Genomic DNA, 24,848 nt, shown 5'->3' with positions numbered 1-24,848 from the left:
ATTTTCCTTTGATTTTTCGTGAAGTAATCCGACTGGCCCGCCTGGCCGGGCCTATTCTGGTGGCACAATTGTCACAGATCCTGATGAGCTTTGCCGACACCGTAATGGCCGGCCAGGTCAGTGCCACTGACATGGCCGCCGTGGCGGTAGGCTCCAGCCTGTGGTTCCCGCCGGCGCTATTCGTATTGGGGATCTGCATGGCGCTGACGCCGATGGTGTCCAACCATCATGGTGCCAAAGACGACGCCGCCATTGCTCCTATTGTGCAGCAAGGTGGCTGGCTGGCGCTGGCCATGACGGCATTGGTGATCGCCCTGGCGCCGCTGACTCCCTGGGTGCTGGATAAAATGGCGGTGGAGCCGGCGCTGGTCAGTAAAACCGAGCAGTATGTTTATTTTATCTGCTTTGGCTTGCCGGCCTTTGCCCTGTACAACACCCTGCGCAGCTATGTGGAAGGCATGTCCAACACCATTCCCACCATGGTGATTGGCTTTGTTGGCCTGCTGGTCAATATTCCCGCTAACTACATCTTTATTCATGGCCTTTTTGGCCTGCCCAAACTCGGCGGCGCTGGCTGCGGCCTGGCCACAGCGCTGGTGATGTGGTTTATGTGCTTTGCCGCCCTGGCTTATACCTGGTTGTCCAAGCGTTACCGACACTTAGGTTTGTATGAACGGCTGTACCTGCCATCTGCCAGCGTGATCCTGCATCTGGCCCGGATCGGGGTGCCCATTGCCTTGGCCATTTTCTTTGAGGTAACCCTGTTTGCAGCGGTGGCACTGCTGATTGCCCCGCTGGGCAGCGTGGTGGTGGCTGGCCACCAGATCGCCATTAACTACAGTTCACTGGCCTTTATGTTCCCCATGAGCCTGGCCATGGCGGTAACCATTCGGGTTGGTCATACCATGGGTGAAGGCCACCCGGCGGATGCCCGCACCGTCTGCTATGCCGGGTTGTTACTGGGGCAGCTGATTGCCATTAGTACCTGTTTGCTGACCGTGGTTTTTTCTCATCAGATCATCACCTTGTATTCTGACAACGCTGCCGTGCTGCGCCTCGCTGAACAATTGATTCTGCTGGCGGCGGTGTATCAGATCCCGGACGCTTTTCAGGTGGTCACCGGGGGTGCCCTGCGCGGTTACAAAGACACCAAGGCACTGTTTTTTATTACCCTGTTCAGTTATTGGGGCGTTGGGCTACCCATTGGCTACCTGCTCGGTTTGACCGACATACTGCGCCCGGCCATGGGCCCACAGGGTTTCTGGATTGGCTTTATTGCCGGACTCAGCACCGCCGCGGTGCTGCTTCTGTGGCGCCTGCACCGCTTGCATAAACGCCGAGCTCAGGCCCAGATCGAGCTTGAGGTATTGGCGTGAAACCACTGGGCTGGTTACTGGTGCTGTTACTGGCCGGTTGCAGCCCGGCACCTAGCCCGGTGGCTAGCTACCCGGCGCGCCTAGCTAACCTACTGGACGTGCCGGCGCCCACCGTAGAGACGCCATTACTCGCCAAAGGCGGTGGCCGCGCCTGGGCCGTCACAGTACCGCCGTTGACCATCAGCTTGCGCCAGACTTGGGCGTTGCGTAAGTGCCAGCTGTTGGGGCTGATAGGCGAACGTAACGGCCCGTTGGGGAAAACCGCGCCGCCCTCGCAACGTTTTTTGTACAGTCTGCAACTGCTACAGGGATTGCGCCAATGCCGCCATACCGACCCGCAGGTTGAAGCGCTGGCCCAGCAACTGGCCAAGCAAAAAGCCCGCAGACTGCCTTTTGAAGCCTGGCAACTGCTGGCCGAGGATCCGGCCTTTCTGGCTAATTGGCGCTTTGACAAAACCCCCATGGGCGATTTTGCCGGCCTGGATAACACCCAAACGCTATTCCATGACATCAATGCCCTGCTCCAGGGCGCAAACAATGCCCTCATGGCCCGGCTGGAAACGGAGCTGGGCCAGTTCAGCCAGAGCCGATTTTTAGCCCGGCTTAATCAGCAACTGGCCAACAGCACCGCCGAACTCAATGCGGTTACTCAGTTGCTGGCCCGTTACGGGCCGGATGTAGTCTGCCTTCATGGCCGCCCCGGCAGCCAGGCCAAACGCATTCGCGATTTTTTCTTTAGCTATTACGGCAAGCGTGTACAGCCGTATCTGGGCCAACTCAGCCAGTCGGATAACCTGACCAAACCAGCACTGGCGGCTCTGATCGCGCAGCTACCACACCCAGACAATCCACAAATCAACCGCTATGCCGGTATTGGCCCAGGCAGTATCAGCGCCGACTTCAAGGCTGCCCTGCACCGCCACACCCAGCAATGGCAGCAGTTTCTGGGCCGCTGTGGGCTAAGGCCGGGGCAATAAAAAAGCCACCGGTCGGTGGCTTTTTATCAACGTGCGCTTACCGGCACTTTTTACCTTTACAGCTACCGCCACCAGTGGAACCACCGCCGCCACCAGTACTGCCGCAGCCATTGACGGTCAGGTAGTCTACCGCCGCCTTCGCCTGGATCAGGCCATAACCGAAGTCACTGTCGCGGCCAGCCGCGCCCAGATCTTCGGCTGTGCTGTCCAGCGCATTACGGATGTCTGCTGCACCACAGCTGGGGAAATTGCTCCAAACCAGAGCAGCAACCCCGGTTACGTGCGGCGTTGCCATTGAGGTGCCATCAAAGTAGGCGTAATTCCCCGGTACAATGCTCACGGTCGCATTCTGGCCCAGCTGGGCCAGCATGGCGGCGCCATCAGTGTCAGAAACACCGACAGACGGAATGTGCGTTACCGTTGTACCCATGGTGCCATAGAGCTGACCCGGCTCGTTGTTATAGATGATGGCACCAATACCACCACCGGCTTCACAGGCCAGTACCTTATCTGCAAAGGCAATGTTGCCACGCTGGATCAGGCACACCTTGCCAGCCGCATTACAGGTGCTTTCACCGGTACCACAGTCAGCCAAGGCACCGCTGGCGCTACCCAGAGGAGACCCATCCATGGCGGCAACCGCATAGCTGCTGCCAGCAACACTACCGCTGGCTTCTTCTGCTGTGCCCATCGGCACGGTAGACAGCACACCAACCCCTGGCGCCGCCAGCTCAACCTGACTGTTACGCTGGGAAAAGCTCGCCAAGGCTTTGTTTTCATCTACTGCGGCAACAGATACAACCGAGTCATACGAAGCCGGGTACGACATACGGGTATTGCCATCGTTACCGGCAGCGGCAATAGACAGCACACCACGGCTGTAGGAAGCAGCAAAGGCCTGGTCTTCGGTGCGGCTCTTCAGGCTACCGCCCAGGCTCATGTTAACCACATTGGCCCCCGCCTGTTCACACTTGTCCAGTGCTGCCACCAGGCTCGAAGAATAAGCCCAGCCACTGGCATCAAACACTTTGACGATGTGCAGGTTCAGTGTGGCAGACGGGTTCACCCCGACCACACCAACCGTGTTGCCGCCGTAAGCGGCAATGGTACCCGCGACATGAGTGCCATGGTGGTTTTCGTCAACGAACCAGTCGCCAGAGCCGGTTGGATCACTGTCACCGGTAACATGGTTCTGGCTGAGATCTTCATGGCTGGCATCAAAGCCGGAGTCAATAATGCAGACAGTACGGTTGCTGGCCATGGCATCAGACACCAGCGGGGCTTGCACCATGGTGATGCCATAAGGGGTGGTCTGCGCCAGTGGATAGCGCTTCACATCGGCTTCGACGAAAGCCACATTGGGGTTATTCTTTAACGCCGCCAGCGCTTGCGCCGGCAGTGTCATGGCCGCTGCATTATGTTTGCTCAGATCCAGCATCACCTTGCCGCCCAGCCCTTTGGCTGCGGCTTTGACTTGCTGGCCTTTACCGGCCTTGAAGTTAACAATATAGCGCTCGCTGTTGGCAGCAGCCTGGGCAGAAAAAGCCAGGGAGACGGCAGCCGCCAGAGGCATGAGTGCATGTAGTTTCATGGTTGTGTTTTCCTTTTCTTATGATTGTGCATAGCCAGCATCGCTTACTGACACACTTGTTATAGACACAAAATGAAACACACTTGAAACACTTTTAATCAAAAATGAAACATTGATCGACATTTATTAACCGAACAAAAGCTCGCCAATCAGTCTGTGACCTGCAGATTAGCGCTTGCCCGGTAACGGCGGCATCGCTATTATTGGCGTCCGCTGGCGATGCCGGCGCTGTACACCCGTAGCTCAGTTGGTTAGAGCACTACCTTGACATGGTAGGGGTCGGTGGTTCGAGTCCACTCGGGTGTACCAAATTGAGTATGTTTACACCCGTAGCTCAGCTGGTTAGAGCACTACCTTGACATGGTAGGGGTCGGTGGTTCGAGTCCACTCGGGTGTACCAAATTGAGTGTGTTTTACACCCGTAGCTCAGCTGGTTAGAGCACTACCTTGACATGGTAGGGGTCGGTGGTTCGAGTCCACTCGGGTGTACCAGACAAACAAAAAGCCCCGCCATATGGCGGGGCTTTTTGTTGCAGATACGCCAAACTGCCGGCCGCTTAGTCGCCGGCTACAACAGCCACAGCAGGCAACTCGTCAACCTGCGGTGAGCATGCTGTACAAGGCGTCTTTGAGCTTCAGGCGCTGTTTTTTACGGCTTTCCAAATACTCGTCGGAGGTGGGTTGCACACCTTCTTCGATGCGCCGCACTTCATGGTCTACCTGGTGGTAGTCATCAAAAAGACGGGCAAAATGGGCGTTTTCCATTTTCAGAACATGAATTTGTTCGTGAAACTCCGGCAGCTCATGCAGCAGATCATGCTTTTCAATATTCATATAGCTCTCCGTCAACAACCGTCTCAGCGTAACCCTTTATTAACCCACGGCTGTTGATTTACATCATGCTTTACCGTCACAAATGCTTACAGTTAGCCGCTCAAACGCCATTAATTAACGGCCAATCGATATTGTTTCTCTGGTGAACAAATTGTTATCTTTGTGTATTAACAATGGAATCCGGGCCATTGGACGTACCAGCCCGTCATTTGTCCACAAAAGGAACCGACCATGCGTAAAACGCTGATTGCCACTGCCATTGGCGCCACCCTGGCGCTCGGTGCTTGCTCTGATAACAAAACCAACAATACCGCTGAGACGAAAACCGACCAGGCTCAACAAACTCAGCCAGTGCAGGCCAGCAACCCGCTGTTCGTCAAAAGCAGCCTGCAGTACCAGGCACCTGAATTCGACAAGATCTCATTAGCCGATTACCAACCCGCCTTTGAAAAAGGCATGGCTGAACAGCTACAGGAAGTTGACGCCATTGCCAACAACCCGGAGCCGGCCACCTTCGACAACACCATTGTGGCTATGGAAAAAAGCGGCCAGCTGCTGAACCGTACCGCCCAGACCTTCTTTAACCTGACCGGGACCATTTCCAACCCCGAGATCCGCAAAATTCAGTCGGCGATGGCACCCAAGCTCTCTGCCCATCAGGATGCCATCAACCTCAACAGTAAGCTGTTCAAGCGCGTTGAGGCGGTTTATGACAATCGTGAGCAACTGCAAGGCGAAGACAAACGGCTGGTAGAGGTGTACTACAAGCAATTTGTTCGCGCCGGCGCCAAGCTGAACGATGAGCAAAAAACGAAGGTGAAGGAAATCAACGGCGAACTGGCCAAGCTGACCAACGACTTTGGCCAGAACGTTCTGAAGGCGACAAAAGACAGCGCCGTGGTTGTGACCGATAAAGCCGAACTGGCCGGCCTGTCTGATGCCGAGATTGCCTCCCTGGCCGCCGCTGGCAAAGCCGCCGGTATGGAAGGCAAATATGTCATCAATCTGATGAACACCACCCGCCAGCCGATCCTGTCTAGCCTGGATAACCGCGCCCTGCGTGAAAAAGTCTGGCAAGCCTCTGCTGGCCGCGCCGCCGAACTGAACGATCCAGTGATCATCCAGCTCACGCACCTGCGCGCCGAAAAAGCCAAGCTGATGGGCTACCCGACCTGGGCTGACTACGTACTCGACAGCCAGATGGCCAAGACGCCAACGGCGGTACTGAGCATGCTTGATGATCTGGCACCCAAAGTAGTGGCCAAGGCCAAAACCGAAGCCGCTGCCATTCAACAGCAGATCAATGCTGACGGTGGTGACTTCAAACTGGCGCCCTGGGACTGGGCTTATTACGCCGAAAAAGTACGTAAAGCCCGTTACGACCTCGACCAAAGCCAGATCCGCCCTTACTTTGAACTGAACAATGTTATGCAAAACGGCATGTTCTTCACCATGAACAAGCTCTACGGCATTACGTTCAAAGAGCGCCATGACCTGCCGGTTTACCACCCGGACGTACGTACCTTCGAAGTCTTTGATGACAAAGGCCAGTCCATCGGCCTGTTCTATGCCGATTATTATGCCCGTGACGGCAAGCGTGGCGGCGCCTGGATGAATGCCATGGTCAGCCAGAACACCCTGCTGGGTAACAAGCCGGTGATCGTCAACGTGCTGAACATTCCCAAGCCCGCCGAAGGCCAGCCAACCCTGCTGACCTTTGATGAAACCACCACCTTGTTCCACGAAATGGGTCACGCCCTGCACGGGCTGTTCTCAAACGTGAAATACCCGAGCCTGGCCGGTACCGCCGTACCTCGCGACTTCGTGGAGTTCCCGTCACAGTTTGAGGAAGACTGGGACATCAACCCCATTGTTCTTGCCAACTATGCCAAGCACTACCAGACCGGTGAGCCGATCCCGGCTGAATTGCTGAAAAAAATGCTGGATGCGCACAAGTTCAACCAGGGTTTTGACAGCCTCGAGTACATCGAAGCGGCGTTGCTGGACATGGAATGGCACATGATCAGTGCTGACGACAAAGTTGCCAGCGTTGCGGACTTTGAGAAAACTGCGCTGGCCAAGCATGGCGTACAAATGGATGTGATCCCGCCTCGCTATAAGTCGCCCTACTTCAGCCACACCTTTGCCGGTGGCTACAGTGCGGGCTACTACGCCTACCTGTGGACCGAAGTGCTGGCGGCAGATGCCTTTGCGCACATGAAGGCCAATGGTGGCCTGAGCCGTGAAAACGGTGACAAGTTCCGTGACACCATTTTGTCACGGGGTAACACCATTGACCCGATGCAGCAATACATCAACTTCAAAGGCAGTAAACCGACGGTTGATGCTCTGCTTAAACGCCGCGGTTTGGTGGATTAAGCCATCACAACCTACCGCTGTTATCACCAAGGCGCCTACAGGCGCCTTTTTTGATAAAAAGTCATTTTGGTAAACGCCTTGTTAAGTGATTTTTAATTAAGGTAAACCAGAGCTTAATAGAAAAGTTTTGACACAAATAAACCCGGCCAAGTGCCGTTTTATGCCGCTTAGCAGCCATTGTCGGCTTTGGCCGCGGCTTGTAAGGTGAGAGGGTTAACCACAGAGCTGCCCCTATAAAATATAACCGGGCAGAACATCAGGGAGTAACCATGAAAAAAACCCTCATTGCCACGGCCATTACCGCCGCGCTGGCGCTGTCAGCCTGTTCTGATCAGAAACATGAACAAACCCAGAATACCCAGGCTCCGAAACCGGCGGCCTCTGCAGCTGCCAGTACCGCTCCGGCCACCGCTGAAAACGTACTGATGCACAAATCCCCGCTGCAGGATCAGGCACCGCAGTTTGATAAAATCACCACCGCCGATTACGTGCCGGCCTTCAACAAAGGAATTGAAGAGCACAGCGCCGAAATCGCCAAGATCGCCAACAACTCCGAGCCGGCAACTTTCGATAACACCATCGTTGCCATGGAAAAAAGCGGTGAGTTGCTGAATCGCGTTTCCCGCGACTTCTTCAACCTGGCGGGGCTTATCTCCAACCCGCAGTACCAGAAAATTGGCGCCGAAATGGCACCGAAGCTGTCAGCTCATGAAGACAGCATCTACATGAACCCGACCCTGTTCGCACGGATGCAAACCGTTTACAACAGCAAAGACAAACTGAGCGCCGAAGATCAGCGCCTGGTTGACTACTACTACAACCAGTTTGTTCGTGCCGGCGCCAAGCTGTCTGATAACGACAAAGCGAAAATGCGTGACCTCAACAGCCAGCTGGCCCAGTTGAGCACTCAGTTCCAGCAAAACATCCTCAAGTCTTTCAAAGATGATGTGATCATCGTCAAAGACAAGAGCAAGCTGGCTGGCCTGTCTGACGACGAAATTACCTCTTTGGCCGCCGCCGCGAAGGCAGCCGGTAAAGACGGCTACATGATCACTCTGGTCAACACCACTCGCCAGCCTATCCTGGCTAGCCTGGACAACCGCGAACTGCGCAAAGAAATCTGGGAAAAATCGGCCAACCGCGCCAAAGACAACTCTCCGGTTGTGAAGAAAATGGTGGAGCTGCGCGCTGAAAAAGCCAAGCTGCTGGGCTACCCCAACTGGGCGGCATACGTGACTGCCGATCAGATGGCGAAAACCCCGGACGCGGTCTTTAAGATCCTCGATAACCTGGTACCAAAAGCGGTCGCCAAAGCCAAGTCTGAAGCCGCCGACATCCAGGCCGAAATCAAGAAAGACGGTGGCGATTTCACCCTGCAGCCGTGGGACTGGGCTTACTACGCCAACAAAGTACGCGAAGAAAAATACAATCTCGACGAAAGTCAGGTTAAGCCGTACTTCGAGTTCAACACCGTGCTGCACGACGGCCTGTTCTATGCCATGCACAAGCTGTACGGCATCACCCTCAAACCGCGCAAGGATCTGCCGGTCTGGAACAAAAATGTACTGGCCTTTGAAGTCTTCGACAAAGACGGCAGCTCCATCGGCCTGTTCTACCTTGACCCTTATGCCCGTACCGGTAAAAACGGTGGCGCCTGGATGGATGCTTTCGTAGGTCAGAGCGGCCTGCTGGGCACCAAGCCGGTGGTTTATAACGCCCTGAACATTCCTCAGCCGGCTGACGGTCAACCGACGTTGATGACCTTCGACGAAGTCACCACCATGTTCCACGAGTTTGGCCACGCCCTGCACGGCCTGTTCTCTGACGTCAAATACCCGAGCCTGGCCGGTACCAACACCGCCCGTGACTTCGTGGAATTCCCGTCACAGTTCAACGAAGACTGGGACATCAACCCGGAAGTGATCAGCCACTACGCCAAGAACTACAAAACTGGCGAGCCGATCCCCAAAGCACTGCTGGATAAAGTGCTCAAAGCCCATAAATTCAACCAGGGTTTTGATACCACCGAATACCTGGCCGCAGCGCTGCTGGATATGGAATGGCATTCCATCCCGGCCGGTACCGACATCAAAGATATCGACCAGTTCGAGCATGATGCGCTGGCCAAGCACGGTATCGATTACGCGCCGGTACCGCCGCGTTACAAGTCGGATTACTTCAGCCACATCTTCTCCAACGGCTACTCAGCGGGCTACTACGCCTACCTGTGGACCGAAGTGTTCGCTGCTGACGCCTTCCAGTACATGAAGGATCACGGCGGCCTGACCCGCGAGAACGGCGACAAGTTCCGTAAAGATGTTCTGTCTAAAGGTAACAGCCAGGATCTGATGCAAGATTACATCAACTTCCGTGGCCAAAAGCCGACCACCGACGCCCTGTTGAAGCGTCGCGGCCTGGATGACAGCAAAGACTAAGCCGCACCAAGCTCAACAAAAACGGCCCTTCGGGGCCGTTTTTTTATACAGCTAAAGTTGTTCCGCTGAATTTGCTTACTGGCGAAAGTGACTGACCAGTTCGTGTAACTGGCCGGCGACCTGCTGCAGGTGCTTGATGCTGTCAGCAGAGTCGGTAGCTTTGTGCAAGCTGGCATCAGCCAGTGAGGAAATGGTGAGCACCTGGCCGTTGATGTCGTCTGCGACATGCGCCTGTTCCTCTACTGCTGTCGCCATTTGAATGGCCATGGCCGCGATGTGTTTCACCGCATCAGCGATGCCCCCGAGCATTTTTTCTGTACTGCGTACATTTTCCAATCCGAGGTTGGCATCGTCACGGCCAGAGTGGGCAACAGTTACAGCACTTTCCGCACGGCTTTTAAGCTCATCGATGATCTGATGAATTTCCTTGGTTGACTGCTGCGTACGCTGCGCCAATTGCCGCACTTCATCGGCCACCACGGCAAAGCCCCGGCCCTGTTCACCGGCCCGCGCCGCTTCAATGGCGGCATTGAGCGCCAGCAGATTGGTTTGTTCAGCGATCTGTTCAATGACCTGCGCCGCCTGGGCTATGCGATAACTCTGCTCAGACAAGGCCTGCACAGAGTCACCGATGTTATCGACTGTGCCGTTGAGTTTTTCAATGGAGGTGCGGGTGGTTACCGCCATATCCAGGCCTTCCGCGGCCAGGCCGCTGGCTTTATCGGCATGGCCGGCGGTTTCCTGCACATGGGCCGACACATCGGCAATGGTGGTGGTCATCTGATGCATTGCCGACGCCACCTTTTCGGTTTCCAGCTGCTGGTTATTCATCTGCTCACACACTTCCCTGGCTTGCGCCAGGCCACTGCCGGAACGCTTGGCCACTTCTGCGGAGGCATCTTCAATGCGGGTCAGTACAGTATCGAGATGGCTGCGCAGGCTCATGATTTTGACCTTCAGCTGGCCCGTAGCAAGATTGCCATCGGTGTAGCTGTAGACCGCCAGTTCATGGCTAAACGCCTGACCCAACTGACGATTCAACTGCCGTTGCAAGCGCCGCTGCTGGCTCACCATACTGCCGCCGTAGCCTGCAAAAAGTAACGCCAGCAAGCTGTCTGACAATAACGGATGCGCCGCCGTCAGCAGGTTGATGCTCAGCATCAGTGCAATAGCAACAACCAACATCGCTACCATGCTGGTGTAGTCGTTTGTTAGCCAGCTCGGTTTGGCCCTGGCCCGTTGGCCCGCATTAAGCCTTTGGTAGAGCTTTTCGGCGCGGGCAACGTCTTCACGCTCGGGGCAGGTACGCACTGACTCGTAGCCAATGATCTGGCCGTTTTCACTTACCGGGCTGATATAGGCATTAACCCAGTAATAGTCGCCGTTTTTACAACGGTTCTTGACCATGCCCATCCAGGGTTTACCGGCCTTGAGATGCTGCCACATGACTTTGAAGGCGGCCGCTGGCATGTCCGGGTGACGCACCATGTTATGCGGCTGACCAAGCAGCTCCGCACGGCTAAAGCCACTGACCTCAACAAAAGCATCGTTGCAGTGCTGGATATTACCGTGGATATCAGTGGTTGAAATCAGTTTGGTTTGACGTTCGAAAGTACGCTCTTGCTGCGTAACAGGCAGGTTTTCACGCATGATTGCTTAATCCTCAATCCTCAGCGAATCAACTACTACGTTGGGAAACAATACGAGGTGGGCGCCATGGCTGAGCATGGCGCTATATGGCGGCACTTAGCTTTGACGGCAACGTACGCAGTGGCCGTGAATTTCCATGCCCTGGCGGGTCATTTCAAAGCCGAGTTTGGTGGCTTGTTGTTCCAGCTCTTGCTGCAATACCGCAGATACGGGCATTTCCTGCACCTGGCCACAGTCATCGCAAATCATGAACTGGGCAGTGTGGTGCTCATGTTGATGCTGGCAAAGAATAAAACGGTTATCCGAGTCCAGCTTATGCACCAGCCCCAGAGCCATGAAAAAGTCCAGCGCCCGGTAAACGGTTGCCGGCTTGGGATTGGGGTGGACAGCGCGAATGGCTTCAAGTAGCTCATAAGCGGTAACCGGCGTACGCTGTTCGGCCATGATGGCCAGAACGTCAGCGCGCTGGTTGGTCCACTGCCGCCCTTGCTGACGGCAACGACGTTGGGCTTCTTCCAGCAGTTCGCGGGTGGGTACGTTCATGATCGCCATGGTCAGGAAATGGTAGCGCCATTATCAATGGACAAGGCCCGGGTGACAACTCGTGTCCCGGCATTGTTTGCTACAACGGCCCGGCAAATGCCCTGTTATCCGCTTCTGGCCACGTTCATAGTGAAGATCCTCATCTCCCTGGATGACGGACAAATTGCATCAAGCCACGGACGGCTTCTTTACCCCTGCCCAAGCGCCCGAAAATAAGCGACAATGTCGCTGATTTTCAGGAGGCGCAATGACAGTCGACGACGCCATCGAGTTCGGTTACGAACATTTTCTCAAGCTGGCAGCAGACCATCTCTGCGCCACCGATCTGGTGGATTTAACGCTGGAATTTGAGCAGCGTGGCGCCGTAGACGCGGTGCCAGCCAGCGCCGACTGGGCCATGACCTCTGCTGTCGATCCAACCCTGATTACCGAGCTACATATTGGCCTGGTGGGCGACAACGACGAATTTGAGGTGATTTTCTGCCGTATGCTGTTGGCGCTGGATGGCCGCTTTCCGCCGCAATGCATCTGGAAACGCTGATGTTCACTCTGCCAGTACCAACCCATGTGATCACCGGCTTTCTGGGCACCGGCAAAACCACCACCATCCTACAGCTGCTGGCCAATAAGCCAGCAGATCAGCACTGGGCGGTATTGGTCAATGAATTTGGTGACATCGGCATTGATGGCGCTTTGCTCGCTGACAGTGGCGCCACTATTACCGAAGTGCCTGGTGGCTGTATTTGCTGCGCCCAGGGTGTGGCCATGCAGGTTGCCTTGCAGCAGCTGCTCAAACATCGCCGACCTGACCGTTTACTGATAGAACCCACCGGCCTCGGCCACCCGGCGGCACTGCTAGAACAACTGGCAGCCTGGCAAGGAACCTTAACACTGCAAGCCACCCTGACGCTGGTGGACCCTGCCAAGCTGGCCGACCAGCGCCTGCGCCTGCAGCCCCTTTTTATGCAGCAGCTACAGGTCGCCGATGTACTGGTGTTCAATAAAACCGACCGGCCGGACTGCCCAAGTCAGGCAGCCAGCTACGCCCTGGCAGACCAGTTGGCACTGACCTCAGAACGGCTTTGGACCACTCAGGGACAAATACCGCTGGCGGCTCTGGCAACGCCGCCGCGCCCTATCGCACAAAAGTGGCAGACCCAGAACCCACATGATGCGCCGGTCATACCGGCCAGCCTAACGGTGCCTGACGGCGAACTTTATGTTAGCCGCCAGCAACAGCGTGACGGCCTCTATAGTGCCGGCTTGCTGTTTCGCCCCGGTGTTTGCTTTGATTTTCGCGAACTGTGGTTTTTATTTAGCGCCTATGAGCCTTTGCGCCTGAAAGCCGTTATGTATACCGAAAAAGGCACCATGACCTTCAATGCTGCCGACTCCACCCTGGCCATTAATGAACTGGCTCTGGTGGCCGACAGCCGGGTAGAGCTTATTGATGACCAGCCCATAGCTCTGGAGCCGCTGATAACCGGCTTAATCGCCGCGTTACGGGAGGATAATTGAATGCTCTACGTTGTCATGCTCGGTGGTAAACACCCCCGCGCCCGCATTGAAGTACATGATGTGGTGTTTGCCCGCGGCGACGATCTCCAGGCCACCTACCCACAACTGCGCCAGCAATGGTTTGGTGCTCCCAAGGGCCTGCATATTGATTCGTGGTACGCCGTTGATGGTATTGAAGACTATCAGGTGCGCTTTAGTGATCAGGCCCCGGCGGTCGGCGAGCCACGCTTATTTTTTATCAATCTCGGTGGTTACGAGCCAGGCGCCTTCGGCGAAGCTCATCAGTATTTACTGGTGGTGGCCGAAAACCACCAACAAGCCAAGGCCAAAGGCAAGGCACAAATTGCCAGCCACTGGCACAAACCCCATGCAGACGCGGTGCTGGATGTTGACGATTGCATTTTGATTGATCAGCTCGATGGCCGTTATGTGCAGCTGCTGGCCGGGCCACATCAGGGGATCAGCCAAGCCAGCGATTACATCATTCTGTCCTGACGAGGAAATTATGTCCAAGAAGGTCTATTGCATTGCCAGCTTTGCAGCCAAAGCCGGTAAAGAAGAAGCATTATTCAGGGTGTTACAGGCACTGGAAGCCGATACGCTGCGTGAAGACGGCTGCTTGCAGTATCGGGTAACCCGTCATATTCCCAGCCCTTTTGCTGAAGGGCAAAGCCTGCCGTTGGTGTTCAATGAGATCTGGGCCGATATGGCCAGTTTCGAAGCCCACTGCCAGCGCAGTGCTATCCAAGATTTTTTCCAGAGCCAGTGTGTTGCCGAAGATGGCCTGGTCGCGCGCCACAATGTCTGTATCTACAGTGACGAACCGGCTGACTTTGACGCGCCGGCACTGTGAAAAAACGCCGCGTTAAGCGGCGTTTTTGGCTGCACCAAAAGCTTCGCGGCGCTGCAGGTAAAAAGCGACCATGTCGTCCATCGCCTGTTGCTGGTAAGGCACCAGCCCGGACAGCACCATTTCCTTTTGGCCATGACCGACCACCTGTTCCTGGTCGACAAAGTCAAAGCGCAAAGTGGCATTACCGCGCTTACCTTGCACATCCAGCTCGGCACCGGTAAAGACAATCTGCGGGTCTTGCAGTGCCAGGTGCGATAATGTCACCGACATGCTCTGATACATGACCAATGGCCGGGCCGGGTTAATCATCACCTGCTGTTCGCACATCAGCGGCACTAGGATCGGCGGGAAATTCTGACCGGAAAAACGCACATAGCGGCGCACCAGGCTTTCGATCAGTGCCATGTCATGGCTGACTTCCCCACCGTGGGCCATTTCCAGGTAGGTTTTGCCGTTTTCATCAGCAAGTCGGGTATTGGTGCCATCACCAGACAGAAACAGCGGCAAGTCCCCGCCGACCATACCGGCAAAGTTACAATGCATGGTCTGATGCAGCCCCTGCTTGGCCAGCAGCATGGCGAACAGCAAGTCGCCGGGCACACAAAAACGCTTGGCATCCTCGTCATGAATGGGGTTGAAATCAGCCGCCACACCCTTGGCAAAGGCACTGGCCTGGGCCCGGCTGAATGCATAGCCACCCGCAACAGAACTAAAATAATCCTTTAAAAACATAGCGTTAACAAACCAACCATAAACTAGGGCATTAGTGTAACGCTATTTCCCGGTGGCAATGGTCTAGCCAGCAGCAAGGTCAGACCAGCGCAAACGGTTTACATTTTGTGCAGATGGGTAGATGATGCTGAATGAACGGTTTTTAACCTGTTCACAATCAGTCACTAAGGACTGGCAATGCAATAGCTGACTGATGTCAGTGGAAATGGAAAGAGAAAGTCATGTCAAATCAAGTAAATGGTACCGTTAAGTGGTTCAATGACGAAAAAGGTTTCGGTTTCATTGAGCAAGATGGCGGTAAAGATGTGTTTGTTCACTTCAGCGCTATCAACGGTAATGGCCGTCGTACTCTCAAAGAAGGCCAGCAGGTAACCATGGTGGTTACTCAGGGTCAGAAAGGCCCGCAGGCTGAAAACGTAACCGTTATTTGACGACGGCGTTTTTAGGATCCGTAAAAACGGCGCTGAAAAGCGCCGTTTTTCATTAACTGCCCGGCGGCCGCACCCGCAAAAAACGGGCAAAGCGAGGCTTGCCAGCATTGGTTAGCCCCTGATAAGCAAAAGTCACCCTACTGCCAACCGCAGGCGGCTGGCGACGCTGGGCATGGCTAAAGCCCGTGCCCAGTTTGAAAGTCTGGCCACTATCAAGTCGCAACAACAAGCTGCCCATCATGCCGCTAAAGCGCCCTTTGCCAGGGATGATGGCCACCACAGTACCTTCCATGTCATCCAGTGGCTTGAGTTTCAGCACCGCTCCGGTGCGGCCACTGTCATACAGGGCATCAGCGCGATGCAGCATCAGCCCTTCGCCACCGCCATCAACCACTGTGGCTAGATGCTGCGCCAAGGCCTGACGACTGGTCAGGCGTAGCTGCGGCGCCCAGCGCAGCCAAGGGCGTTGCTGCTGCTCTACCCAGCGTTTAAGTACCGCCTGGCGTATGCTGAACGGCCCTGGATGTTCCGGTAAATCAAACAACATATAGCGAATTTGTCGCCAGGCCCGGTCATTGGGCGTGCTGTCCAGCACGGTTGCAGCGACTTGCTGAAAGCCCCCACGGCCGGCCCAAAGCTCACCATCGACGGCAAAATCCGGCAATGCCGCAATAAACCAGGCAGGCGTCGCCAGTACCCGCCCTTGTTTGCTGAGCAATTGCTGACCAGTCCAGTGGCCGCGAATACCGTCGTACTTTTCAGAAATGAAATAAGGAGCAGGGTCAATATTGACGGGGGCAACCTGAGCCAGTTGCAGTTCGCCGGCCACCAGCCACAGTGGTAGCCAGGCCAGGATCCAGAGCCTTTTCATCATGCAGTCCTTTGCTATGGGTGTAGGCTAACTAAAGATGAAAACCGCTTGCTTCGCCACTAGAGCCCCCGTTGCCACTCCTGGCGTAGTGGCACAAGCCCCTGGCGAGCCGCCTTAAGTTGCTCTAACAGGCGCTCTTTGTCTTTGCCCAAGACACCTTTGAGCAGCAGATAATTGGAAGCGTGATCGGAACGAAACACCGTGCGTTGCAGGTTAAGTGCTGCCAGCAATTGCTGTTGTTCAGCCATCAGCGCCGGCACATCCAGCGGCGTAAAGTGGCCGCCAAAACCAGCCTTGACCCGCTCCATACCAAAGGGAAAGGACACCACCAGCGTCGACAGGTATTCCGGCTGGGTGGCATTCATCAGTGCCGCCGAATGCCGGGCATGCTGCGCACTGCGCTCACGCCCTCCCATGCCATTGAGGATCATCACCGAACGTTTGATACCCGCTTGCCCAAGGCGCAGTAACGCCCGTTCAGAGCTGGCGTAGGTTTCACCCTTGTTGATCCCCGCTAATACCTCGTCATCGCCACTTTCACAACCAACATAAGCCAGCGTTAGCCCCAGCTCAGCCAGTTGCGCCAGGGTTGCGTCATCTTTATTGCCAAGGTTGCGTGGCAGGCAGTAACTGCTGATCCGTCGCACCTGGGGTAGATAATGGCGAATACGTTCACAGATGGCCAACAACCGGTGCCCTGGCAGCATCATGGCGTCACCATCCGCCAGAAAGACCCTGTCCCAGGGGCCGCCGGCTAATTGCTGAAGTTCAGACTCTATCTCAGCCAGCTTTTTGGCCCGAAAGCGCTTTTGCGGCGCGGTATACATGTCACAAAAGGTACAACGGTTATAGCTACAACCGTTGGTCACTTGCAGGATCAGCGAACGCCACTCCGACGGTGGCCGGAACACAGGTTCAATATAAGATGGCTTGAACATCAGGCTTTTAACTGGTCATATGAGTGCTATAACTTTCCCATAGCTGCCGCCTGGAGGCCAGAATGCAAGATCTGTTGCCCGATCTCTGTGATGCTCATGCTGAGCAACTGACATTGTTGCAAGCACCGTTGCGCGATTATGGCGGCAAGACCGTCTTTTTCGGTGAGGTGGTTACCGTCAGTTGCTTTGAAGATAACTCCCGGGTCAAAGAAGTGCTGGCCACGCCCGGCCATGGCAAAGTGTTAGTTGTTGATGGCTGTGGTTCGCTGAACCGGGCACTGATGGGCGATGTGATTGCCGAAACCGCCGTGGATAACCAGTGGCGAGGGGTGATCGTTCTGGGTGCCATCCGCGATGTTGGCGCCATTGCCGAATTGCCGTTGGGCGTCAAAGCCTTGGGCGCCTGCCCCTTTAAGACCGACCGCAAAGGAGCCGGCAGCCTCAATGTCGAACTACACCTCGACGGCGTGGCAGTGCGGCCCGGGCAATGGGTTTATGCGGACGGTAACGGTGTAGTATTCAGTAACGAAGCGCTGCCGTTTATCGATTAAGCCGGTAACGGCAATTGCCCATCAATTAAAAACAGCTCGGCAGGGAACAGGTACAGATCGTTCCCCTCACCGCCGAGGAAGCTAACCCCGGCCGCACTGACCTCACACAACCAGCGGCTCATGCGCCGGGGCCGTTGACTGACCAGCGCCGCAGGAGTGAACAAGGCCACATTCAGTTCGCCATCCGGGCAACGGGCTGACACATACTCAAAAGCATCAACGCCAGCGGCGCGTAGCTGGCTCCCCAACTGCTGACAATACCGGTAATGCTCTGGATCGGTCAGCAAAGCCTGCTCGGCACGTTCCTGCAACCGTTCGCCATGCTCGGTACGATAATGAAACGCAAACAAAGTGTGCTGACTACGCAGTTGCCCCGCTGGCGGCTGAGCCATGGAGTGCCAGAACAATAGCCGGTAATAGGCACTTTCGGTGAGCGTAACATTGATGGTTTTACCGGCGTATAGCAGGCTCGGTTCGTGCCGTCCACCAAAACGCGAGCCCCAGGGCAAGGGCGGGTAACGAAAAGGTGTGGCCAGAAGATAATGCAGACTTTCCGTACCAGCCGGCCGGGGCGGCTTGGCAAATTCCAGCAAGTCTTCCAATAGCTGTTGTTCTGCCAGGTTATCCACCAAGGCCGCAGTCGCCACCTGTTCCTGCGCTTCCACCAGCCGCCAGGCCATCCCGGCAATCGGCGTCACAGCTTACCCCGCAAGGCATCCAAAATGGTGACCAGCCGCACCAGACCCGTCACTGACCCAATCTGCTGCTTGGGAATACCCAGGCTCAGCTGGTTATGGGTAACCATGAAGTGTTTCATCGCCGCGCTGTCGCCACCGGTCAGGCTATAGAGGCTACGGTGCAGGCGAATAAGCAATAGCGCCAGTTCGCCTTCTTTACTGGTGGCTTCAATGCCGTCACGCAGCCGGGTGCGGTTACGGCCAATCACCTGCCCTACCTCCGCCTGTGTCAAGCCCAGGGCCTTACCGGCGTTGACAACCGCTTTACTGAGTACCTGCCGTGCGTCAGGTTGTGCTACCGCAGACATGCAAACCTCCCATTACATAGGAGACATTTTATACCACCGTGACACAAATGAAACAAAAATGACTAGAAATATGTGGTGAAACTCTGACTGTCTGGCCGAGGAACTTTGCGTTTCTCATTCAGCGGCGTACCGAGATATAAAAAACCGACGATTTCGTTATCACCACTTACCGCCAGGGCCTCCCGTACCAACGGATCTGTAGCATAAGGGCCGGTACGCCAAATTCCGCCAAACCCCTGCGCCACTGCCGCCATCTGCATGGCATGGGCTGCCAGTCCGGCAGTAATGTGCTGTTCCAATAGCGGCACTTTCGGGTGCGCTTGCACGTCGGAGATCACCGCTATCACCATCGGCGCCCGTAAAAACAGCTGCTGAGCCTTGGCCTGCGCTTTATCGTCGGCTTCGGCATCGCGAGCCAGCAGGGCCTGATAACACACCGCGCTGAGCCGTTCACGCCCGGCGCCACTTATTACAACCCAGCGAAAAGGCTTTAAGCCACCATGGTCCGGCACCCGCAGCGCGGCCTGAAATAAGTTTTCCAGCGCCTCACTGCTGGGCGCTGGCTCAGCTAACTGACTGATAGAAGTACGATTAAGCAGAATATCCAGAGCCTTCATAACCACCTTCACATACGAGTATTGCGGGCAAGAATAGCATTTTGCCAATAGCGACACATGGTAGCGCACCCGCATTAAAGAGATGGGCTTGCCGCCATGACCGCAATTCGCTGTTGCTGATATTGCCCCGGGGTCTGGCCGTGGATCCCCTGAAAGTCGCGGCTAAAATGCGCCTGATCACTGTAGCCACCATGCTGAGCCACCGCGGCCAACTCATGGCCCTGACGCAGTGCCTGGCGGACCAAGGCGGCCCGGCGAATACGGCTGTATTGCTTGGGCGTCACACCAACCCACTGCAAAAATTGCCGCTCCAATTGCCGTAATCCCATAGGCACTTTCGCTGCCAATACAGCTACCGGTTGCCGGCCAGCGGTACGGTTAATAAGGCTCAGCAGCTGACGAGTTGCTGGCGGTATGGTCTGTGCCGACACCTTCGCCAGCAATACAGACTCCATCGCCCGAGTCGGCACTGTTTGTTGTATTGTCGGCCACAATTGCTCAGCCAATAGCAGGCTGTTTGCCGTCTGCTGGCCCTGCAATTGCGCCAGGCTACGGCTTAAAAACAGTCGCCCCATACCTGGCTGAAAACGTATTCCCAGCAAGCAAGTACCCGCTGCCACCTGAAGCTCCGAACTGGTTAATTTCGGCCCGCTAATCAGGCCTGGCAACGAGTAACGTTGCCCAGACAAATCAAAAGCAGCACCGAAGCTGAAAATCAAACCGCTGGCACCGTCCGGACGCAGCGCGTGAGTTGCCGCTTCCTTGGCCTCATAACGCCAATAGCACTGAACCCAGGGGGCCAGTGCCGGGCCCGGTTTTCGCCAACGCAGTGTGCTTTGCATCACTAAGCTCCCTTCACTATTGTGCAGCCTACCTCGGCATGTCGAAAATCTACAATACCGCAGCCACCAGAGAGCTTACTGTGCCTGGGAATATCACCGACAAGGAGACTCCTATGCGTTTACCCTATCGCCAGGTTGCTCCCGGCGCCATAGAGGCGCTGGCCAAGCTTGATCACTACCTTACAGCCGATGACGCATCGTTGCCGGCAGCGTTGCTGGAATTATTGAAAGTTCGAGTGTCACAGATAAATCGCTGCGCTTTTTGTATTAACAAGCACAGCCAGGATGCTCGGGCTCTGGGGGAGTCAGAGCAGCGCTTATATGCCCTCAACGCTTGGCGTGAAACGCCCTTTTTCAGCGATCGGGAACGAGCTGCTTTGGCCTGGGCCGAAGCCAACACACTGCTCAGTCAGAGTACGATCAGCGAGGCGGACTTTGCGGCGGTCAGTCAGCACTTTACTGACCGTGAATTGGTCGATCTGACCCTGGCCATTGCGACGATTAATGCCTGGAACCGCATTGGCGTCAGTTTTGCGCCGATACCGCGTTGATCAAAAACGCCGCCTCAAGGCGGCGTTTTTATCGGCTTATGGCTTTATTCACCACCGCCCCAGGCGTCACGCAGGGCAACGGTACGGTTAAAAGTCAGCGGCTCTGCTTTACTGTCGCGGCAGAAATAACCTGTCCGTTCGAACTGGTACCCCACTTCTGCGGCTGCCGTCGCCAGTGACGGCTCAACCACGCCGTTTTTGATCACCAGTGACTCGGGGTTGAGGGTAGACAAAAAGTCCTCCGCCCCACCCGGGTTCGGCACATTGAACAGGCGGTCATACAAGCGGATCTGTGCTGGTACGCCCTGCTCGGCGCTGACCCAGTGGATCACACCTTTGACTTTGCGGCCATCGGCCGGATCTTTGCCCAGGGTGTCCATATCGGCAGTGCAGTAAATGGTGGTGATGTTGCCATCAGCATCTTTCTCAACCCGCTCCGCCTTGATCACATAGGCATTACGCAACCGCACTTCTTTACCCAGCACCAAACGCTTGTACTTTTTGTTGGCTTCTTCACGGAAGTCGTCGGCTTCAATGAACAGCTCACGGGTAAAGGGCACCTCGCGGCTACCCATTTCCGGCTTGTTGGGGTGATTAGGCGCTTGGAGAATTTCCACGTGACCTTCAGGCAGGTTTTCCAGCACCACTCGTACCGGCTCCAATACCGCCATGGCCCGTGCCGCGTTGTCATTAAGATCGTCGCGGATACAGGCTTCAAGCATGGCCATCTCGACGGTGTTGTCCATCTTGGTCACGCCAATACGCTTGGAAAATTCGCGCAGACTGCCCGGCGTATAACCACGGCGGCGCAAGCCGGCGATGGTCGGCATCCGTGGGTCATCCCAGCCTTCAACATGGTTATCGGTTACCAGCAAATTGAGCTTACGCTTGGAGGTAACGGTATACGCCAGGTTGAGCCGTGAAAACTCATACTGATGCGGGCGGCAGGCAATGCTGATGTTATCAAGCACCCAGTCGTACAGGCGGCGGTTATCCTGAAATTCCAGGGTACAAAGACTGTGGGTAATACCTTCAATGGCATCGGAAATACAGTGGGTAAAGTCGTACATCGGGTAGATGCACCACTTGTCACCGGTTTGATGGTGATGTGCGAATTTAACCCGATACAGAACCGGGTCACGCATCACCATAAAACTGGATGCCATATCGATTTTGGCGCGCAGGCAGGCTTCCCCTTCCTTAAAACCGCCTTCGCGCATTTTTTTAAACAGCGTCAGGTTTTCCTCAACACTGCGGTCGCGGTAAGGGCTGTGCTTACCCGGCTCTTTGAGGGTGCCGCGATATTCACGAATTTGCTCAGGATTCAGCTCATCCACATAAGCCAAGCCTTTTTCAATCAGTTCAATAGCATAGCCATGCAACTGCTCAAAATAATCAGACGAGTGGCGCACTTCACCGGCCCACTCAAAGCCCAACCAATGTACGTCACGCTTGATGGCGTCAACGTATTCTTGTTCTTCTTTGGCCGGGTTGGTGTCGTCAAAACGCAAGTTACACTGACCGTTATAATCTTCGGCAATACCGAAATTCAGGCAAATGGACTTGGCATGGCCAATGTGCAGATAGCCATTGGGCTCAGGAGGAAAGCGGGTATGCACGCTATGATGTTTACCACTTTGAAGATCCGCATCAATAATCTGGCGGATGAAGTTGCTGGGACGGCTGTCGCCCGCATTACTCATAGCGAGTCCTCTCATCGTATTCGGGGAAAATTCCCCTTATGATCCATGAAATAATGCAGTGAAACAATAGACCTATGAAGCACAGTCGTTACAGTCTCACCGGCGCCACCCTGCTCACCTCAGCGGGGTTGGTCAGTGGCCATCTGGTGATTGCCAATGGCGTCATCGAAGCGCGCCTTCCCTACCAGCAATGCCCACCGCGGCCCTGGGTAGCTTGTGATGATTTGACCATTGCGCCGGGCTTTGTCGACCTGCAGCAAAACGGCGGTTATGGCCGGCTGTTTAACGACACACCAGACACCGCCACCCTGCATGCCCTGAATGAAGGCAACCTGCGCCATGGCACCACCGGCTTTCTGGCGACCCTTATCACCGACGACGATAGCAAAGTAAACGCCGCCATCGCCGCTGCCCGCGCTTATCAGGGTGAGGGGCTGCTGGGCCTGCATCTGGAAGGACCCTGGCTTAACCCCCAGCGGGCCGGTATTCATGACGCCAGGCAGGTGCGCCCGGTCAGTGACGCGCTACTGAACACCATTCTTGCTGCTCGCGATGTCGTACGGCTGGTAACCCTGGCTCCGGAGACCGTAAGCCCACAGGTGATCCGCCAGCTCAGCGCGGCCGGCATTCGGGTAGCAGGTGGCCACACCCTGGCCACTGCAACTGAGAGTAACACCGCCATTGCTGCCGGCCTGAGCATGGCAACCCACCTTTTTAATGCCATGGCGCCGATCAGTGCCCGCGCGCCGGGCTTTGCCGGTGTTGCCCTGGATAGCCGCCTTTACTGCGGCATCATTGCCGATGGCCATCATGTCAGTGCCAGTAATATTCGCCTGGCGCAGCGGCTGTTACCCGAACAGCTGTGCCTGGTCACCGACGGCACGGCCGCCAGCGGCAGTGACATCAGCCAGTTCATGTTTGCCGGCCAACACATCACCGTAAGTAATGGCCGCTGCAGCGGCGCCGATGGTACTTTGGGCGGCTCCAGCCTGACCATGGACCAGGGCGTGCGAAACCTGCTGGACATGGGCCTGTCACTGACGGAGGCCCTGATAATGGCCAGCATAAACCCACGGCGGGCATTGGGGCTGCCGCGGGTGCAGCCGGGTATGAAAGCCGAGTTGGTGGGACTGTGCGCCGCTCACCAGGTTCGCGGCGCTGTGCAAGGTACACAATTACTGGAAGTCAGTGGGCCGGTACCTCATCACCGTAGGTGATAAGCGCGATCACCGGCTCACCGCTTTTAGGTGGTTTATCAAAGGCAGTACTGGCACTCAGGGTTGGTATACCTTGCTGACGTAGCTGCCGGCTGATCATCATCTGTGCTTTGATGACGTCATCGCTATCGGCCACCCACAGTTTGACCAAACAATGGCGATTACTATCACAAAGAATATCGCGAATATCGATTTCCATCTTTTATTGCACCTGGGCAACAGCGTCCCGATACGCCTGCTGGCGCTCAATACCACCTTCATCGGGCACCGTTGAGGCATGCAGCGCCTGTAGGCGTTGCTCAAAATCGCTGGCGTTAAAACGTGACGGTGTGATTTCTGCCGCTTTTTTAACAGCGGCTGCAACCTTTTTATCTGCTGACGATGCCACCTTGTTTTTTGGCATTACCACGGGTTTTGTTGTACTCGCTACCACTGCAGTTGATGCCTGTGGAGTATTAACCGTAGGAGCTACATAAGCGGCAGACTTGTGTAAAGAGGGCCGAAGCGCCTGTTTTGGAAAAAGGAAATACCCCAACACCAAACCGGCAACCAAAGCCAGTAAGTGACTGATTATCCCTTTCATACTATGCTCCATGCATGTTGCTCAAATCAGCTTAACGCCATGCGAAACCACATTGACTATATTGAATTTCCCGCCAAAGATCTGAAAAAAATCAAGGCTTTCTACGAAGCGGTATTTCAATGGGAGTTTACTGATTACGGCCCTGACTACAGCACGTTTAATGATGGCCGGCTCAATGGTGGCTTTGCCCGCCAGGACGACTTCATTCCAGCGGGCCGGCCTTTAGTGGTGATCTACCACCCGGATCTGGAAGGCAAGCTGCAGCAGGTTCAGGCCGAAGGCGGCCGCATTATTGCCCCGATTTTCAGCTTTCCGGGGGGTCGGCGTTTTCATTTTGCTGATCCGGACGGCAACCTGCTGGCGGTGTGGAGCGAGTAGGTTGTTGCTGCATCCACAAGATGGCCTTGACCACCGGCCAGGGCGATACCAATACGCCCCCTAGGCCCCAGAGTATCGCCAGTAACAGCAGTTGCTGGCGTTGCTGATCAGCCCCCTGCCAGTACAACACGCCTCCGGCGGCAATCAGCAGCAAGCCAAGGCCGTGAGCCAATGCCAGCCATCGTTGCCAGCGGGGACGGTGCTTTAACTCCTTTTCCACAGTGGTTACTCTG

Annotated in this window: 28 protein-coding genes and 3 tRNA genes; 16 read left to right on the top strand and 15 right to left on the bottom strand. The window is 55.5% G+C overall.

Annotated elements, in window-relative coordinates; genetic code table 11:
* Positions 1-11: 11 nt before the first annotated feature.
* A complete protein-coding gene (locus tag WDB70_RS05300; protein ID WP_406668016.1) occupies positions 12-1,376 on the top strand; it encodes an MATE family efflux transporter in 1,365 nt (454 codons plus the stop codon).
* Complete coding sequence (locus WDB70_RS05295) at positions 1,373-2,353, top strand: DUF3080 family protein (RefSeq protein WP_406667335.1); 981 nt, start codon at positions 1,373-1,375, stop codon at positions 2,351-2,353. The genes WDB70_RS05300 and WDB70_RS05295 overlap by 4 nt, the downstream gene beginning before the upstream one ends.
* A gap of 37 nt (positions 2,354-2,390) precedes the next feature.
* Here the strand turns inward: WDB70_RS05295 and WDB70_RS05290 are convergent, their stop codons facing one another.
* Positions 2,391-3,944 carry a S8 family serine peptidase gene (locus WDB70_RS05290; protein WP_406667333.1) on the bottom strand — a complete coding sequence of 518 codons (1,554 nt, stop codon included), beginning with the start codon at positions 3,942-3,944 and terminating at the stop codon, positions 2,391-2,393.
* A gap of 232 nt (positions 3,945-4,176) precedes the next feature.
* Here WDB70_RS05290 and WDB70_RS05285 point away from each other — a divergent pair.
* The 3 genes from WDB70_RS05285 (at position 4,177) to WDB70_RS05275 (ending at position 4,436) form a co-directional block, all read left to right on the top strand.
* Positions 4,177-4,253 (top strand) — tRNA-Val (locus tag WDB70_RS05285).
* 14 nt (positions 4,254-4,267) lie between these two features.
* Positions 4,268-4,344, top strand: a tRNA-Val gene (locus WDB70_RS05280).
* Positions 4,345-4,359: 15 nt separating this feature from the next.
* A tRNA-Val gene (locus WDB70_RS05275) sits at positions 4,360-4,436 on the top strand.
* Positions 4,437-4,538: 102 nt separating this feature from the next.
* Here WDB70_RS05275 and WDB70_RS05270 read toward each other — a convergent pair.
* Complete coding sequence (locus WDB70_RS05270; protein ID WP_406667331.1) at positions 4,539-4,778, bottom strand: YdcH family protein; 240 nt, start codon at positions 4,776-4,778, stop codon at positions 4,539-4,541.
* A 231-nt stretch (positions 4,779-5,009) separates the two neighbouring features.
* On the opposite strand from WDB70_RS05270, the gene WDB70_RS05265 reads away from it, so the two are divergent.
* Positions 5,010-7,157 (top strand): M3 family metallopeptidase, encoded by a 2,148-nt coding sequence (locus WDB70_RS05265; RefSeq protein ID WP_406667329.1) that lies wholly within the window; start codon positions 5,010-5,012, stop codon positions 7,155-7,157.
* A gap of 269 nt (positions 7,158-7,426) precedes the next feature.
* Positions 7,427-9,592, top strand: coding sequence for a M3 family metallopeptidase (locus WDB70_RS05260; protein WP_406667327.1), 2,166 nt, complete (start codon positions 7,427-7,429; stop codon positions 9,590-9,592).
* 75 nt (positions 9,593-9,667) lie between these two features.
* Here WDB70_RS05260 and WDB70_RS05255 read toward each other — a convergent pair whose 3' ends face one another.
* A complete protein-coding gene (locus tag WDB70_RS05255; RefSeq protein WP_406667325.1) occupies positions 9,668-11,242 on the bottom strand; it encodes a PAS domain-containing methyl-accepting chemotaxis protein in 1,575 nt (524 codons plus the stop codon).
* 96 nt (positions 11,243-11,338) lie between these two features.
* On the bottom strand, positions 11,339-11,785 hold the full coding sequence (locus WDB70_RS05250; protein WP_406667323.1) for a Fur family transcriptional regulator: 447 nt from the start codon (positions 11,783-11,785) through the stop codon (positions 11,339-11,341).
* 247 nt (positions 11,786-12,032) lie between these two features.
* Between WDB70_RS05250 and WDB70_RS05245 the strand changes: the two genes are divergently transcribed.
* Genes WDB70_RS05245 through WDB70_RS05230 form a run of 4 tightly spaced genes read left to right on the top strand, consistent with a single transcriptional unit; the run spans position 12,033 to position 14,156 of the window.
* Positions 12,033-12,326: a DUF440 family protein gene (locus tag WDB70_RS05245; RefSeq protein WP_406667321.1), complete on the top strand. Its 294-nt coding sequence runs from the start codon at positions 12,033-12,035 to the stop codon at positions 12,324-12,326.
* The gene (locus WDB70_RS05240) at positions 12,326-13,303 is read left to right on the top strand and encodes a CobW family GTP-binding protein (protein ID WP_406667319.1); all 978 of its coding nucleotides are present in this window, start codon (positions 12,326-12,328) and stop codon (positions 13,301-13,303) included. Before WDB70_RS05245 ends, WDB70_RS05240 begins: the two co-directional genes overlap by 1 nt.
* On the top strand, positions 13,304-13,798 hold the full coding sequence (locus tag WDB70_RS05235) for a DUF1543 domain-containing protein (RefSeq protein WP_406667317.1): 495 nt from the start codon (positions 13,304-13,306) through the stop codon (positions 13,796-13,798).
* A 10-nt stretch (positions 13,799-13,808) separates the two neighbouring features.
* Positions 13,809-14,156 carry a putative quinol monooxygenase gene (locus WDB70_RS05230; protein ID WP_406667315.1) on the top strand — a complete coding sequence of 116 codons (348 nt, stop codon included), beginning with the start codon at positions 13,809-13,811 and terminating at the stop codon, positions 14,154-14,156.
* A 12-nt stretch (positions 14,157-14,168) separates the two neighbouring features.
* Here WDB70_RS05230 and WDB70_RS05225 read toward each other — a convergent pair whose 3' ends face one another.
* Positions 14,169-14,888, bottom strand: coding sequence for a DUF3581 family protein (locus WDB70_RS05225; RefSeq protein ID WP_406667313.1), 720 nt, complete (start codon positions 14,886-14,888; stop codon positions 14,169-14,171).
* Between the two features lie 221 nt (positions 14,889-15,109).
* Between WDB70_RS05225 and WDB70_RS05220 the strand changes: the two genes are divergently transcribed.
* Positions 15,110-15,319 (top strand): cold-shock protein, encoded by a 210-nt coding sequence (locus WDB70_RS05220; RefSeq protein WP_406667311.1) that lies wholly within the window; start codon positions 15,110-15,112, stop codon positions 15,317-15,319.
* Positions 15,320-15,371: 52 nt separating this feature from the next.
* Here WDB70_RS05220 and WDB70_RS05215 read toward each other — a convergent pair whose 3' ends face one another.
* Positions 15,372-16,190 carry a DNA ligase gene (locus tag WDB70_RS05215; RefSeq protein ID WP_406667309.1) on the bottom strand — a complete coding sequence of 273 codons (819 nt, stop codon included), beginning with the start codon at positions 16,188-16,190 and terminating at the stop codon, positions 15,372-15,374.
* A gap of 59 nt (positions 16,191-16,249) precedes the next feature.
* A complete protein-coding gene (locus tag WDB70_RS05210; protein WP_406667307.1) occupies positions 16,250-17,128 on the bottom strand; it encodes a radical SAM protein in 879 nt (292 codons plus the stop codon).
* Between the two features lie 62 nt (positions 17,129-17,190).
* Between WDB70_RS05210 and WDB70_RS05205 the strand changes: the two genes are divergently transcribed.
* Positions 17,191-17,679, top strand: coding sequence for a putative 4-hydroxy-4-methyl-2-oxoglutarate aldolase (locus WDB70_RS05205; RefSeq protein ID WP_406667305.1), 489 nt, complete (start codon positions 17,191-17,193; stop codon positions 17,677-17,679).
* Here the strand turns inward: WDB70_RS05205 and WDB70_RS05200 are convergent.
* The 4 genes from WDB70_RS05200 to WDB70_RS05185 form a co-directional block, all read right to left on the bottom strand.
* Positions 17,676-18,377, bottom strand: a complete 702-nt coding sequence (locus WDB70_RS05200; protein ID WP_406667303.1) for an RES family NAD+ phosphorylase — start codon at positions 18,375-18,377, stop codon at positions 17,676-17,678. The genes WDB70_RS05205 and WDB70_RS05200 overlap by 4 nt on opposite strands.
* Positions 18,374-18,724 carry an antitoxin Xre-like helix-turn-helix domain-containing protein gene (locus WDB70_RS05195; protein WP_406667301.1) on the bottom strand — a complete coding sequence of 117 codons (351 nt, stop codon included), beginning with the start codon at positions 18,722-18,724 and terminating at the stop codon, positions 18,374-18,376. The genes WDB70_RS05200 and WDB70_RS05195 overlap by 4 nt, the downstream gene beginning before the upstream one ends.
* Before the next feature lie 62 nt (positions 18,725-18,786).
* Positions 18,787-19,341, bottom strand: a complete 555-nt coding sequence (locus WDB70_RS05190; protein WP_406667299.1) for an NAD(P)H nitroreductase — start codon at positions 19,339-19,341, stop codon at positions 18,787-18,789.
* A 74-nt stretch (positions 19,342-19,415) separates the two neighbouring features.
* On the bottom strand, positions 19,416-20,183 hold the full coding sequence (locus WDB70_RS05185) for a helix-turn-helix domain-containing protein (protein WP_406667297.1): 768 nt from the start codon (positions 20,181-20,183) through the stop codon (positions 19,416-19,418).
* 113 nt (positions 20,184-20,296) lie between these two features.
* Between WDB70_RS05185 and WDB70_RS05180 the strand changes: the two genes are divergently transcribed.
* Complete coding sequence (locus WDB70_RS05180; RefSeq protein WP_406667295.1) at positions 20,297-20,734, top strand: carboxymuconolactone decarboxylase family protein; 438 nt, start codon at positions 20,297-20,299, stop codon at positions 20,732-20,734.
* Positions 20,735-20,778: 44 nt separating this feature from the next.
* Here the strand turns inward: WDB70_RS05180 and glnS are convergent, their stop codons facing one another.
* Positions 20,779-22,437, bottom strand: coding sequence for a glutamine--tRNA ligase (glnS, locus tag WDB70_RS05175; protein WP_406667293.1), 1,659 nt, complete (start codon positions 22,435-22,437; stop codon positions 20,779-20,781).
* A gap of 74 nt (positions 22,438-22,511) precedes the next feature.
* On the opposite strand from glnS, the gene nagA reads away from it, so the two are divergent.
* Entirely contained in the window at positions 22,512-23,654 is a 1,143-nt protein-coding gene (nagA, locus tag WDB70_RS05170; RefSeq protein ID WP_406667291.1) for an N-acetylglucosamine-6-phosphate deacetylase, read from the top strand.
* Here nagA and WDB70_RS05165 read toward each other — a convergent pair.
* Entirely contained in the window at positions 23,623-23,853 is a 231-nt protein-coding gene (locus WDB70_RS05165) for a hypothetical protein (protein ID WP_406667289.1), read from the bottom strand. The genes nagA and WDB70_RS05165 overlap by 32 nt on opposite strands.
* 3 nt (positions 23,854-23,856) lie before the next feature.
* Positions 23,857-24,057 carry a hypothetical protein gene (locus WDB70_RS05160; protein ID WP_406667287.1) on the bottom strand — a complete coding sequence of 67 codons (201 nt, stop codon included), beginning with the start codon at positions 24,055-24,057 and terminating at the stop codon, positions 23,857-23,859.
* A gap of 219 nt (positions 24,058-24,276) precedes the next feature.
* On the opposite strand from WDB70_RS05160, the gene WDB70_RS05155 reads away from it, so the two are divergent.
* Entirely contained in the window at positions 24,277-24,615 is a 339-nt protein-coding gene (locus tag WDB70_RS05155) for a VOC family protein (RefSeq protein WP_406667285.1), read from the top strand.
* Here the strand turns inward: WDB70_RS05155 and WDB70_RS05150 are convergent.
* On the bottom strand, positions 24,542-24,835 hold the full coding sequence (locus WDB70_RS05150) for a hypothetical protein (protein WP_406667283.1): 294 nt from the start codon (positions 24,833-24,835) through the stop codon (positions 24,542-24,544). The two genes, WDB70_RS05155 and WDB70_RS05150, sit on opposite strands and share 74 nt — an antisense overlap.
* Between the last annotated feature and the right edge of the window lie 13 nt (positions 24,836-24,848).

This window comes from Gallaecimonas aegicerasi (genome assembly GCF_045291545.1).
Classification (GTDB): domain Bacteria; phylum Pseudomonadota; class Gammaproteobacteria; order Enterobacterales; family Gallaecimonadaceae; genus Gallaecimonas.
This window is presented reverse-complemented; position numbering and strand designations above follow the sequence as displayed.